The following is a 13,428-nucleotide window of genomic DNA, read 5'->3' on the forward strand; positions in this document are numbered from 1 at the left end:
AAAGCGGAGAGAGATCATGCAGATAGGCATTGTTGGGCTGGGCAGGATGGGGGGCAACATTGCCGTCCGCCTGACACGCTTTGGGCACGACGTTGTTGTGTACGACCGGGACGCTGCTGCGGTGGAAAAAACCGTGGCACGGGCAGAATCCGGCCGCGCAGCAGGGGCAAGCAGTCTGGCCGATGTTGTTACGCAGCTACGTGGCCCCAGAAAAATTGTGTGGTCCATGCTCCCCGCTGGCGACATTACGGAAGAAACCGTTATGTCCCTTGCCGGGCTGATGGGCCGGGGCGACATCGTTATTGATGGTGGCAACACCTACTACAAGGACGATATCCGCCGCGCCAAGGTGCTGGCCGAAAAAGGGATTGATTACCTTGATATTGGCACATCCGGCGGCGTGTGGGGGCTGGATCGGGGCTACTGCATGATGTACGGCGGCGCCAAAGAAGCCGCTGACCATATTGACCCCATTCTGGCAGCACTTGCTCCGGGCATGGGGGATATCCCCCGCACCCCCGAGCGTGACCGCGAAGGGCTGGACCCGCGGGCCGAGCAGGGGTACCTGTATTGTGGTCCGGCGGGGTCGGGTCATTTTGTCAAAATGGTCCATAACGGCATTGAATACGGCATGATGCAGGCCTTTGCCGAAGGCTTTGACGTTATGTACCGCAAGGACTCCCCGCTTCTGGCCGAGGACGAACGGTTCTCGCTCAACATGGCCGATATTGCCGAAGTGTGGCGCCGGGGTAGCGTGGTGTCCTCCTGGCTGCTGGACCTGACGGCACAAGCCCTTGCCAATAACGGCGAGCTTTCCAAGTTCAGTGGGGAAGTCAGCGATTCGGGCGAAGGCCGCTGGACCATTGAAGCCGCGATTGAAGAAGCCGTTCCTGTGCCGGTCATGACGGCTGCACTGTTTACGCGCTTTCGTTCACGCAGTGACAATACATTTGCAGAAAAAATCCTGTCCGCCATGCGCTTCGGCTTTGGCGGCCACGTAGAAAGCAAAGGCTAAACGCCTTTTACCCCCGGCCCTTATACGGGCCGGGGCATTGGGGGATGAACACAATGGCAGGCTTTGGGCAGAACAGGCATGGCCCCGAACGCCCTCCTGCCCGCCAGATCCGCCTTGTTGTTTCCGACATGGATGGCACGCTGCTCACTCCGGACAAGCAGGTTACCCCCCAAAGCATGGCGGCAGCGCAGGCATTGCAGCTTGCGGGCGTGCCCCTCTGCCTTGTCAGCAGCCGCCCCCCCGGTGGGATGGAAATGTATTTTGGGCAGTTAAGGGTCTGCACCCCTTATGGCGCGCTTAATGGCGGCACCCTGTTCAACCCCGACCGGACCATCCGCTCCAGCCTCTCACTCGCCCCGCAAACCGTGCAGGAAGCACTAAACCTGCTGGCTGCCCCGCAGGTGGACCCGTGGCTGTTCCGTGGGCATGAGTGGCTTGTGCGCGATGCGCAGAACCCCCTTGTGCTGGCAGAAAGCCGGACCGTGCAAAGCACACCAACACAAGTGGGCGACCTGCGTGCCTACGTGCATGATATTGGCAAGGTTACCGGCTCCACCGCAGACCACGCCATGCTACAGGCGCAGGAAGCCCTGATAGGCCGCAAACTGGCCGGGCAGGCCAGTGTTGTCCTCTCCAGCAAATGGTTTTTGGACATTACCCCCCTGCATGCCAACAAAGGGCATGCCGTGCGCCAACTGGCCGCTGACTATGGCATAAGTGTGGGCGAAGTTGCCTGTATTGGGGATATGAACAACGACATCCCCATGCTGGCCATTGCCGGGCTTGCCATTGCAATGGGCCAGTCCACCCCGGATGTGCAGGCCTACGCGCATTGCATAACCACCCCCAACACGCAGGAGGGCTGGGCCCGCGCGATAATGGAGTTTGTGCTGCCCCGTTGCCATACAGCCCCCGCCCTGCACTATGCTCCCGCCCCTGCAAATGCGGCACCCGCTCCATGAGTATGAAAGACCCCATGATGCCCGGACAGACCACCGCCACTGGAACCATGCATGTTTTTCCCCATCAGGAGGCGCTGATAACCGGACTGGCGGACTGGCTGCTCGAACGCAGCCTTGCCAAGGCTGATACAGCACCGTTCCGACTGGCGCTTAGCGGGGGTTCCACCCCCCAGCATCTGTATGCCCTTATGGCCAGCGCACCCTATGTTGCGCGCTTTCCGTGGCATAATATGCAGTTTTTTATTGGGGATGACCGCTTTGTGCCCCATGACCATGCCGACAGCAATTTTGGCATGATGCAGCATCTGCTTTTTTCAAAAGCCCCTATCCCTGCCGACAACATTTTTCCCATGCCAGACCACGGGCTGGCCGAAGATGCTGCTGGAGCGTACGAACAGACCCTGAAAAATCTTTACGGTGCCAAGGATTTTTCACCAGATCGGCCCTTTTTTGATGTGCAGTTGCTGGGCATAGGCACGGACGGGCATACGGCCTCGCTTTTTCCCGGCCAGCCTGTGCTCGACAACCGTAGTGCTTGGGTTGCAAGCTGTGTGCCCCCCGTGGCACCCCATACCCGCCTGACTCTGACCTACCCTGCCATTCATTCCAGCCAGCATGTGGTTTTTTTGGTGGAAGGTGCCGCCAAACGGGATATTCTGGCCCGCATTCGTGCGCAGGACCCCGCATGCCCGGCCAGCGCGGTTACGGCGCAAGGCGAACTGATATGGTTTACAGACCAGGCCGCAGCCCCATCGGGCCAAGAATAACAAGGACAAACAGACAGATGACAACCACCACACCCGACCCCGCCGCAGCCTTTAAGCAGCAGTCCGCCGTAAAAGCCGCATCTCTGGTGCAAAGCGGTATGGCCGTGGGCCTTGGCACTGGCTCCACCGCCAAGTTTGTGGTTGCTGAACTTGGCCGCCGCATTCGCGAGGAAGGGCTGCGGATTACCGCCATTCCCACATCCATCGTAACGGAAAAGCAGGCCCGTGAAGAGGGTATTCCCCTGACCACCTTTGGCCAGCAGCCCGAGCTTGATCTGGCCATAGATGGCGCGGATGAAATTGAACCCAAAACCCTGAACCTGATCAAAGGGCTGGGCGGCGCACTCCTGTGGGAAAAAATTGTGGCAGCCGCAGCAGCCCAGTTTGTGGTGGTGGCTGATGCCAGCAAATACGTGGACCACTTAGGCATGCGCTGCCCCCTACCTGTAGAGGTTATTCCCTTTGGATGGGAAAATGCCGCACGCAAGCTGGGGCTTTTGGGGGCACAGGTTACACCGCGGCGCATGCGCGATGGGTCTTTTTTTCTCACGGATGAAAAAAACCTGATCATGGATTGTGTTTTTCCAGCCATTATGGAGCCCGAAGAGCTGAGCCACGCCCTGTATGGCATTGTTGGCGTGGTAGAACATGGGCTTTTCCTGCACATGGCCACACAGACCATTACCGCAGGCCCGGAAGGTATTCGGATCATCACACCACAAGGGAGCTAGGCATGTCTTTGAACAGTTCAGCTTTTCCGCCCGGGCATGTTCTGCCCGCCCAGCCTGCGGCACATGGTATTGGCAAACGCCTTATTGTTGTCATGGGGGTTTGTGGGTCTGGTAAAACCACTATTGCCGAAGGCCTGCATAACGAACTGGGCTGGCCATGGCTGGATGCGGACACCCTGCACGATGCCAGCAGCATTACCAAAATGCGCGATGGTATTCCCCTGACCGACACAGACCGCAAAGCATGGCTGGAGCGGTGCCACGCATGGCTCAAATCCTGCGCGGAACGCAATACCGGTGGTATTCTGGCGTGCTCGGCACTCAAGCGTGCATATCGCACTATGCTGCGTGCACAGGGGCTGACTGTGCAGTTTGTTTATCTACATGCAGATGAAGGAACTTTGCACACACGCCTAAGCACACGCACAGGCCACTTTATGCCCCCCGAGCAACTGCCCAACCAGTTGGAAACATTAGAACCCCCACACCCGGACGAGGCTGCATGGTCCCTGCCAACCCTGCACCAGCCAGCAGAAACCATTGCCGAGATCATGGGTCTGCTCAAAGCCAGCAAACACTGAAAGACCGCCAGTTATGGGGCATAACTACGCCAAACCACTGACCTCGGGCCAAAAAATGGAACGCCTGTTAGGCCGCATTCCCCCATCGTGGCATGTGGTGGTGGAGCGGCAGGCGGGGGAGGCCCAATGGCGGGCACTGGCCCATGCCCCCGGACAGGATGGCGCATGGAGTGACCTCCACCCCGACCCAGCCGATGCACTGGAAGATAGCTGGCGCCGTAACCGCACGGTTACGGTCTGACGTTAAAAACCCAATAGTTCGCCATTCGCGCATAACATGAGCCATAAAGCTCAGGCTTTCCGTTTTGCTGCCTGCCTGCCGGTCTGGGGTTTATTGTAAGGCTTGCCGGTCAGGGGGTTTATGCGTGCTGTGCGGGTGCGCTGGGGCGTTGGGTCGGGCACAACATAGGCCTGTATGCCCTCCGCCTGCCGGGCGCGGGCAAAACGCTGCGCGTGCGATAACTGCGCTGCGTAATACAGAACCCTGTCCCCCACCATAACACTATGTTTGCGCACACTCTGCCGCCTTCTGCTGGTATGGCTGCGGGGCGTTTGCCTCCCCCGCCGATGTGGCTTGCAAGCCGCCTGTCCATATTTTAATATATCTGAAATTAGGATAAGCGCATGACCTTCCACCGCCCCAGATATTTCAGCCTGCCACGCATTATGGCAGCCATGGCTGCAAGCCTTGCTTTTTGCGTTCCCCTGCACGCACAGGCCCGCCTTGTAACAGATATGAGTGGCGCAACGGTCGAGATCAAGGATGCTGCCCCCCCCATTGCCGACCTGTGGTTTGCCCATAACGAAATAAGTGTCATGCTGGGTGCGGCACCGCGCATACGGGTCACGGCGGAAAATCCGGGCGATAATCCCTGGCTTTTCAAAATTTCTCCCGTTCTGTACATGGCGCATATGGGTGTCAAACCCGATACGGCCAGCGCGGAATACCTGCTGGCCAACAGAATTGGCCTGACATTTGTGCCCACCAAAGCCAAGGCGGAAGAGCTCAGGCGCGCAGGCGTGGCAGCCCTTGCTGCCGAATACATGACCATGCCAGACCTGCTGAGTTCGCTGGACATGAGTGCCGAGGCCATTGGCACGCAGGAGGCCCATAATACCGCCAAGCGTTACCGCCAGGAAATGGAGCGCGTGCTGGAGCTGCTCAAGTTCCGCACGGCACAGGTTCCTGCGACCGAACGCCCACGCGTGCTCCACATTGCCCGTTTTTCCCCCCTGCAGATTGATGGGCAGAAAACCCTGATTGATGCTTGGATTCAGGCCGCCGGAGGCATCAACGCCGCAAAAATTGCAGGCAATCACAGGCCAGTCAGCTTTGAGCAGATCGCTGTGTGGAACCCCGATGTGGTTATTGTGGACTCCGCCGCCGGGGAACTCCCCGAATCTTCCCCCCTGCGCACGCTCAACGCCTTCCAGCAGCAAAAATGGTGGACCAACCCCAAAGGGGTATTTGCATGGGACCGCTACGGCTGCGAAGCCCTGCTACAGGTCCAGTGGGTTGCAAAAAAACTCCACCCCACCTTGTTCGCGGACCTGGATATACGGACCGCACTGCGCAATTTTTACAACATCTTCTTCCGCTACCATCTGAGCGAGGATGATATTTCGCGCATTCTGGCAGCACAGCCCCCTGCCCCATAAGCCAGCGCAATAGCAGGCTGCCCCATAAGCGGTATGGCATTCATACATCTTATTGGACGCCCTGCCCCCATGCTGTTATGCCATGCAGCATGACAGCGTTGCTGGAACACCTGCGCTCCCATAAGACGCCAGCCCGGTGGCTTGCGGCCCTGCGGGCACTGGTGCGCACGGATTCGCTCTGGCTGCTTGTTCTGGGGGCCATAACCGGCGTGCTGGCAGGGCTGGCCGTAAGCCTGATCACCTTTACCACCTTGCTCGCCCATAATCTGCTGGCTCCCGGTTACAAGCGCCTGTCCGGGCTGGAGCACGTGGCTCCCTGGCGCGCCCTGCTGGTACCGGCCATTGGTGGCCTGCTGCTGGGGCTTTGGCATTACACCCTGCAACGCCACAACCGCCACAGACCGGTTGACCCGATCGAGGCCAATGCCCTGCATGGGGGGCGTATGTCCCTGCGGGATAGCCTGATTGTAACGGGGCAGACCATTCTTTCCAACGGCTGTGGTATTTCCCTTGGGCTGGAAGCGGGATTTACCCAGATTGGTGCGGCCTTTGGCTCACGCATCGGGCGCAACCTGCGCATGCACCGGGCTGATGTACGCCTGCTTGTGGGGTGTGGCGCAGCCGGGGCCATTGGTGGCGCTTTTGATGCCCCCCTCGCAGGGGCATTTTACGCATTTGAACTCATTATAGGTTCCTACGCTTTTCCCCTGCTGGCCCCGGTTGCCTGCGCCTCCCTATGTGCGCTGGCTGTTGTGCACCTGACGGGGGAAACACTCCCCGCCATTACCATGACCATTCCGCAGGATATTCCAGCACTGGCCTACCCCCTTCTGGCGGTGCTGGGGGGTGTTTCCGCCCTGATCGGCGTTGCACTCATGAAAAGTGCCGCCTACGCGGAACAGATTTTTGCGGTGTGCATCAAGCCCCTGTGGCTACGGCCCATGGTGGGGGGGCTGCTGGTCGGCGGGCTGGCCATTATATCCCCCACCGTTCTGTCCTCGGGCCATATTGCCATGCGGGCGGGGCTGGTCAGCCCACCCCTGCTCTGGGCCGCATTGGGGCTTTTGTTGCTCAAGGCAGCGGCCTCTACCCTCTCAATCGGGTCGGGGTTCAGGGGGGGACTGTTTTTTGCCTCGCTTTATCTGGGAGTACTGACCGGGGCCGCTTTTGCCAGTGTGGTCGCCCCCGTTATGGATCTTTCTCTGGGGCTGTGCACGATTGCGGGCATGTGCGCGCTGGCCACCGCCATTATTGGCGGACCGCTGACCATGATCCTGCTCACGCTGGAAACCACCCACAGCGCCAACCTGACCGCCGCCGTAGCCCTGACCGCCCTTGTTGCCTCCTTTACGGTCAAACGCATTTTTGGCTACTCCTTCGCCACATGGCGCTTCCACCTGCGGGGGGAAAATATTCGCTCCGGTGTAGATGTGGGGTGGATGCGCACCTTAACCGTAGGCCGCATGATGCGCACGGAGCTGGATACGCTGGCCGCAGACACAACCGTTGCTACGGCCCGCACAAACTTTGCCGGGCGCATGCCCCGCTATATCGTGCTGCACAATGGCCAGAACCATTACGCCGGACTGCTGGAAAGCAACCTGATCCAGTCTATTACCATTGCCCCCGACCAGCCCCTTTCCGCTCTGGTGGAGCATGACGGGGAGGTGCTTTCCCCCGATTTTTCAATCGGGCATGCCGTCGCCGCCTTTGAGCGCACAACCCGCCCGGCGCTGGCCGTAACAGACAGGGAAGGCCATGTGCTGGGTATTCTCAGCGAGCGTTACGTCCTGCGCCGTTACGCGGAAGAACTCGAACGCACCCGCCGCGAACTGGCGGGAGAAAAACACGGTAAATAGCCCGGCAACCGCCTGCCTCCGCGCCACGTAGCACGGACGTGATCGCCCGGCCTCTTTTGCCCCGCACGGCTACCCCCCATAATAACAGGGTCTGATTGTTATCAAAAACCGGCGGTGTCCCATGCCTGCTGCACCTGTTGTTCCATCCTCCATGCAAGCAATCTGCTTTACCGAACCCGGAGAGCCAGACGTTTTGCACCTTGAAACCCTGCAGGTTCCCCAACCCGGCCGGGGGGAAGTGCTGGTACGCGTCATGGCCGCAGGCGTTAACCGCCCCGACCTTATGCAGCGCAAGGGACTTTACCCCCCTCCGCCCGGAGCCTGCCCCCGGCTTGGACTGGAAATAGCGGGCGAAGTAGTCGCCTGTGGCCTGCCACAGGAGGGCACCCCCATGCCCGCCCCCGGCAGCCGTGTATGCGCCTTAACCAATGGCGGCGGCTATGCGCAGTACTGCCTTGTGCCCGCAGGCCAGTGCCTGCCATGGCCCAAGGGTTTTAATGCCGAGCAGGCCGCCGCACTGCCGGAAACCTATTTTACCGTCTGGTCCAACCTGTTCATGCCGACCATGCCCGAACCCGGTGCACGGGTGCTGATCCATGGCGGTACCAGCGGTATTGGCACAACGGCCATTCAGCTTGTCAAAGCCTTTGGCGGGCAGGCTTTTGCAACCGCTGGCACAGATGAAAAATGCGCCCTGTGCACGGAGCTGGGGGCCACGGCCATTAACTACCGCACAGAAGATTTTTTAACCCGTATCCGCGAACTGACCCACGATCAGGGCGTGAACATTATTCTGGACATGATTGGCGGCGCTTACTTCAACCGCAACCTCAAATCCCTCACGCTTGATGGCCGGCTGGTCATTATTGCCCTTCAGGGAGGCGCCAAGGCGGAACAGGCCGATCTGGCCCGGATTATGACCCGCCGCCTGACCGTAACAGGCAGCAGCCTGCGCCCCAGAGACAGCGCCAACAAGGCCCGCATTGCCCGCGAACTGCATGAGCAGGTATGGCCCCTGCTGGACCGGGGGAGCATAAAACCGCTTATTCATGCCACCTTCCCTCTCGCGCAGGCCGATCAGGCGCATAAGGCGCTGGAGGAAGGTAACCACATTGGCAAAATTGTCTTAACGGTCTCCCCCGCCTAAAAGGAAAGATACTAGAGCAGGGGCAACCCTGCCTTTCCGTTTTGCAAGCACTTCCGGGGCCCCATGGATACGTCTCTCCCTTCCGCCACGTCCAGCATTGCCGATCGGCTTTGCGCCGTGCGCTGCAGCATGCACGCCGCAGCCCTTGCCGCCGGGCGCGACCCGGCTGAGGTGACACTGGTGGCCGTCTCCAAATTCCACCCCCTGCAAAGCGTGCAGGAGGCTCTTGCCGCGGGGCAGTGTGTGTTTGGTGAAAACCGGGTGCAGGAGGCCACAGCCAAGTTCCCACCCCTACGGGCCGCCAACCCCGACCTGCGGCTGCACCTGATTGGGGGCCTACAGACCAACAAGGCGCGCGAGGCAGTCCGCATTGCCGATATGATTGAAAGCCTCGACCGCCCCGCACTGGTGGATGCCATTGCCCGCGCGGCAGATGCGCAGGGCCGGCTGCCCGACCTGCTGGTGGAGGTCAACACAGGTGATGAACCCCAGAAGTTTGGTGTGCCAAAAGAAGAGGCCGATGCGTTTATACGCCTGTGCCAGAAGCGATTTGGCCCATCCCTGCGGGGGTTGATGTGCATCCCCCCTGCAGAGCAGAATCCGGTCCCGCATTTTCAGCTCCTGCGCAGTATGGCCCAGACCCATGGCCTGCCTGTGCTGTCCATGGGCATGTCGGCCGATTTTGAGCAGGCCATTGCGCACGGTGCCACCCTTGTACGGGTTGGCAGCGCCATATTTGGCCCACGCCCGGCACTAGCCTGAACGGCCCATTCTCAATAATGGTAGCCGGTATGCCTTGCCTCTGGCACTCTGCGCACTTTATGCAGGGCATCCTAGAATTTCTTTTTTCTTCTTCTGCCCCTGACGCGGAGCCAGAAATGCCATGACCGACGCCGACAGTACAACGCCCAAAGGTTCCGCCCCGGCTCCAGGCGAGACGCCCCAGACCACCGGAGCACCAGAACCACGGCGGATTGCCGAGTTCGACGCGGATCAACCCCAACATGCCATGGCACCCGTAGGCTTTGCTGCCCTGCTGAGCGTGCTGGGTGTTGTTTATGGTGATATTGGCACAAGCCCGCTTTACGCCTTTCGGTCCACGGTGGAGGTCATTTCTGACCACCACAAGGTGGAGCCGTGGGAAATCATGGGGGTTGCCAGCCTTATCTTCTGGACCCTGATCCTGATCGTGACCGTTAAATATGTGCTGCTCATCATGCGGGCAGACCATAATGGCGAGGGCGGTATTCTGGCGATCATGTCCCTGGCCCAACGCGTGACCACCAGCACGCGAACGCGGCTGGTGCTTGGCATGGTCGGGATTATTGGCACCTGTCTGTTTTTTGGGGATGGCATTATTACCCCCGCCATTTCCGTGCTTTCAGCCATCGAAGGGGTGGAAGTCAGTATTCCCGCAGCACACGAGGTGGTTATCCCGGTTGCCATACTGGTCATTATCAGCCTGTTTAGCGTGCAATGGGTGGGTACCGGCCGGGTGGGCACCATATTCGGCCCGATCATGCTGCTCTGGTTTGGTACGCTGGGTACGCTCGGCGTTATCGAGATCATGCACCACCCGCATATTCTGCTCTCCCTCTCCCCCACCTATGCGCTGGAGTTTGTGTTTTACCACGGCAAACTCTCCTTTCTGGCCCTTGGGGCGGTTGTGCTGTGCGTAACCGGGGCAGAGGCGCTGTATGCGGATATGGGGCATTTTGGCCGCGCTCCCATCCGCTACGCATGGCTGTTTTTTGTGCTGCCCATGCTGGTGCTGAACTACTTTGGGCAGGCCGCACTGGTTATTGCAGACCCCAAGGCGCTGGCTAACCCGTTCTTCCTGCTATGCCCGCACTGGATGCAGGGGCCAATGGTGGTGCTGTCCACACTGGCAACGGTTATTGCCAGCCAGGCCGGGATTTCGGGCGGGTTCTCGCTCTGCCGCCAGCTTATTCAGCTCGGTTACATGCCGCGCCTGCGCATTACCCACACCAATGCGGAAGAAGAAGGCCAGATCTACCTGCCCGACTTCAACCGCTTCCTTGCTGTGGGTGCCGTGCTGCTGGTGCTGGCCTTCCGCAGTTCGGATGCTCTGGCCTCGGCCTACGGCATTGCGGTTACGGGCACGTTTATCTGCACCTCCATTCTGGCCATTGCGGTCTTTCGCAAGCACTTCAACTGGCCCGCATGGCAGGTTGGCATGGTGTTTGGCGGCTTTTTGCTGCTCGATGGCACGTTCTTTACCGCCAATGCGCTCAAAATCCCTGATGGCGGGTGGGTACCCGTAATGCTCGGCTGCGTGCTGACACTGATGATGACGACATGGAAAAAGGGCCGCGGTCTTATTATTGCCCGCCAGCGGCAGGACAGCCTGCCCATGGGCTCCTTTATTGCCCGTCTGCCCCAGTCGCGCACCATTATCCGTGTGCCGGGCATGGCCGTGTTCATGACCAGCACGCCCGACTTTGTGCCACCCTGCCTGCTGCATAACCTGCGCCACAACAAGATCCTGCATGACCACGTGCTGTTTGTAACCGTGCAGAACCTTGACCAGCCGGAAGCCGAACGCGGCCACCGCGTAACGGTGGAAGAACTGGCACCGGATGTGTACCGGGTCATCCTGCGCTACGGCTTTATGGAAATGCCCAACATCCCCCGCGCGCTGGAAGAGCTCAAAGCCAATGGGGTGGACTTTGATGCCCTTCAGGCCTCGTACTTCACATCGCGCGAGCTGGTCACACGCTCCTCGGTGCCACGCATGTCGCGGTGGCGGATGTCCATCTTCCTGTTCATGCTGCGTAACTCGACTTCGAGCATGGAGTTCTTCCGTATTCCGCCCGATCGCGTGGTGGAACTGGGCGTAAAGGTAGCCATCTGAGCGCGTGCAGCACGAACCACTCGCCCTTTACATCCACTGGCCGTTCTGTCTGGCCAAATGCCCGTACTGTGACTTCAACTCCCATGTACGCGAGCATATTCCGCAGGCCCGGTTTGCCAAGGCACTCCGGGCCGAGCTGGCGCACGACGCCGCACGGCTGGGCCGCCGGAAGCTAACATCCATCTTCTTTGGCGGCGGCACACCCTCGCTCATGGCGCCAGAAACCGTGGCAGCCCTGATAGAAGATGCCCGCACCCTGTTTGACGCAGCTCCGGACATGGAGATCACGCTGGAAGCCAACCCGACCAGCGTGGAGGCTGGGCGGCTACACCAGTTCCGTCAGGCGGGTATCAACCGTGTCTCCCTTGGTATTCAGGCGCTGGAGGACCGGGCTCTTGCCTTTCTGGGCCGGGAGCATTCCGCGGCACAGGCCCGCGCGGCGCTGGAGACAGCACGCAGCCTGTTCCCCCGCCTGACATTTGACCTGATCTACGCCCGGCCAGAACAGAGCATTGCCGCATGGCGGCAGGAACTGGCCACGGCCCTGCAACTGGCAGATGACCACCTTTCCCTCTACCAGCTCACAATCGAGCCGGGCACGCGGTTTGAAGCCCTCTACCGCCAAGGCACGTTTACCCTGCCCGACAGTGATACAGCCGCCGCCCTGTACGAAACCACGGCCGAACTCACACAGGCCCACGGCATGGCAGCGTATGAAGTGTCCAACTACGCGCGCCCCGGCAGCGAGAGCCAGCATAACCTGACCTACTGGCGGTACGGAGATTATCTGGGCATTGGCCCGGGGGCACATGGCCGTCTGAGCTTTGGCAATGCGCTCAAGGCCACACGCCGCCACCGTGCGCCCGAACCTTGGGCCGAACGGGTGGAACACACAGGCACCGGCCAGACATCGGAAGAAGACCTCACACCCCATGACCGTGCGCAGGAAATGCTGCTGATGGGCCTACGTGTGCATGAAGGTATTCATCTGGCCCGTTTTGCAGCCCGCACCGGCATGGAACTGGACAACGCCGTGGACCAGACCATTCTGGAGCAGGCACTGCGCGAAGGCTACCTGATACGCGACGACCAGACACTCCGCGCCACAGCAGAAGGCAGACTGCGGCTTGAGGCCCTTCTGGCAGCTCTTGTGCTCTAACTCCGGCAGGGTGTTCCATACCTGACCACCACCATGTGAGGGACATGATAAACCTGATCAAACTTGTTGTTGGTGTTTCCTCGCTGGATGAGCTGGCGGAGCGCCAACGTTTACCCGCCAACCAGCGCCGCCACCCCGGCAGCGGCACAATGCTGCCTGTTGTACACACACGGACTTTTCCCAAGCAGGCGGCAGCACTGCTCCAGGGTGGTTCACTTTACCGGGTTATTGCGGGGCTTATCCTGTGCCGCCAGCGCCTTGTGGACATTCAACCCGAAACACGGGCCGATGGCACAAATGGCACATTGCTTTTTATCGACCCCACCATCATCCGGGTGGAAGCCCGCGCCCTGCGCCCTTTTCAGGGCTGGCGGTACCTGAACCCGGCTGACGCACCGCCCGACCTGAGCAGCAGCGCGCGGCATGACGACCTTCCCCCTGCGTTACAAAAGGAACTGACCCTGCTTGGGTTGTAAGGCAGCCCCAACCCGGCATGGAACAGCGCGCCCGCATGGGAGAATGCCAGAGCATTGGCCTCTCGTTTAAAAAAAAATGCACAAATGTCATTTAGTTGCTTGACGCTCCGTACATTCCACTCTAAACAGCGGCTCAACAACGCCTCTGTCCCGTTCGTCTAGAGGCCTAGGACACTGCCCTTTCACGGCGGCAACAC

14 protein-coding genes are annotated in these 13,428 nt (G+C 60.0%); 13 read left to right on the forward strand and 1 reads right to left on the reverse strand.

Going from position 1 to position 13,428, the window contains the following annotated elements; genetic code table 11:
- The first annotated feature begins 16 nt into the window (after positions 1-16).
- The 6 genes from gnd to HK20_RS06330 are packed head-to-tail and all read left to right on the forward strand — an operon-like array spanning position 17 to position 4,297.
- Complete coding sequence (gnd, locus tag HK20_RS06305) at positions 17-1,015, forward strand: phosphogluconate dehydrogenase (NAD(+)-dependent, decarboxylating) (RefSeq protein WP_086646236.1); 999 nt, start codon at positions 17-19, stop codon at positions 1,013-1,015.
- Positions 1,016-1,068: 53 nt separating this feature from the next.
- Positions 1,069-1,977: an HAD family hydrolase gene (locus tag HK20_RS06310; RefSeq protein WP_086646258.1), complete on the forward strand. Its 909-nt coding sequence runs from the start codon at positions 1,069-1,071 to the stop codon at positions 1,975-1,977.
- Between the two features lie 17 nt (positions 1,978-1,994).
- Positions 1,995-2,744, forward strand: coding sequence for a 6-phosphogluconolactonase (pgl, locus tag HK20_RS06315; protein ID WP_086646259.1), 750 nt, complete (start codon positions 1,995-1,997; stop codon positions 2,742-2,744).
- Positions 2,745-2,761: 17 nt separating this feature from the next.
- Positions 2,762-3,475 (forward strand): ribose-5-phosphate isomerase RpiA, encoded by a 714-nt coding sequence (gene rpiA / locus HK20_RS06320; protein WP_086646237.1) that lies wholly within the window; start codon positions 2,762-2,764, stop codon positions 3,473-3,475.
- Between the two features lie 2 nt (positions 3,476-3,477).
- Entirely contained in the window at positions 3,478-4,056 is a 579-nt protein-coding gene (locus HK20_RS06325; protein WP_086646238.1) for a gluconokinase, read from the forward strand.
- 13 nt (positions 4,057-4,069) lie between these two features.
- A complete protein-coding gene (locus tag HK20_RS06330; RefSeq protein WP_086646239.1) occupies positions 4,070-4,297 on the forward strand; it encodes a hypothetical protein in 228 nt (75 codons plus the stop codon).
- 50 nt (positions 4,298-4,347) lie between these two features.
- Here the strand turns inward: HK20_RS06330 and HK20_RS06335 are convergent, their stop codons facing one another.
- The gene (locus HK20_RS06335; RefSeq protein ID WP_179290135.1) at positions 4,348-4,572 is read right to left on the reverse strand and encodes a hypothetical protein; all 225 of its coding nucleotides are present in this window, start codon (positions 4,570-4,572) and stop codon (positions 4,348-4,350) included.
- A 150-nt stretch (positions 4,573-4,722) separates the two neighbouring features.
- Here HK20_RS06335 and HK20_RS06340 point away from each other — a divergent pair, with 150 nt between their 5' ends.
- The 7 genes from HK20_RS06340 to HK20_RS06370 all read left to right on the forward strand — a co-directional run bounded on the left by HK20_RS06340 (position 4,723) and on the right by HK20_RS06370 (position 13,231).
- Positions 4,723-5,715 carry an ABC transporter substrate-binding protein gene (locus tag HK20_RS06340; RefSeq protein WP_143296462.1) on the forward strand — a complete coding sequence of 331 codons (993 nt, stop codon included), beginning with the start codon at positions 4,723-4,725 and terminating at the stop codon, positions 5,713-5,715.
- 89 nt (positions 5,716-5,804) lie between these two features.
- Positions 5,805-7,574, forward strand: coding sequence for a chloride channel protein (locus HK20_RS06345; protein ID WP_086646260.1), 1,770 nt, complete (start codon positions 5,805-5,807; stop codon positions 7,572-7,574).
- 121 nt (positions 7,575-7,695) lie between these two features.
- On the forward strand, positions 7,696-8,721 hold the full coding sequence (locus HK20_RS06350; RefSeq protein WP_086646242.1) for an NAD(P)H-quinone oxidoreductase: 1,026 nt from the start codon (positions 7,696-7,698) through the stop codon (positions 8,719-8,721).
- Positions 8,722-8,784: 63 nt separating this feature from the next.
- Positions 8,785-9,483: a YggS family pyridoxal phosphate-dependent enzyme gene (locus HK20_RS06355; RefSeq protein ID WP_086646243.1), complete on the forward strand. Its 699-nt coding sequence runs from the start codon at positions 8,785-8,787 to the stop codon at positions 9,481-9,483.
- Positions 9,484-9,604: 121 nt separating this feature from the next.
- Positions 9,605-11,596, forward strand: a complete 1,992-nt coding sequence (locus HK20_RS06360; RefSeq protein WP_086646244.1) for a potassium transporter Kup — start codon at positions 9,605-9,607, stop codon at positions 11,594-11,596.
- 4 nt (positions 11,597-11,600) lie between these two features.
- Positions 11,601-12,755: a radical SAM family heme chaperone HemW gene (gene hemW / locus HK20_RS06365; RefSeq protein WP_086646245.1), complete on the forward strand. Its 1,155-nt coding sequence runs from the start codon at positions 11,601-11,603 to the stop codon at positions 12,753-12,755.
- 44 nt (positions 12,756-12,799) lie between these two features.
- Complete coding sequence (locus tag HK20_RS06370) at positions 12,800-13,231, forward strand: DUF1489 family protein (protein WP_086646246.1); 432 nt, start codon at positions 12,800-12,802, stop codon at positions 13,229-13,231.
- Positions 13,232-13,428 lie beyond the last annotated feature (197 nt).

Source organism: Acetobacter sp. DsW_54 (genome assembly GCF_002153575.1).
GTDB lineage: Bacteria > Pseudomonadota > Alphaproteobacteria > Acetobacterales > Acetobacteraceae > Acetobacter > Acetobacter fabarum.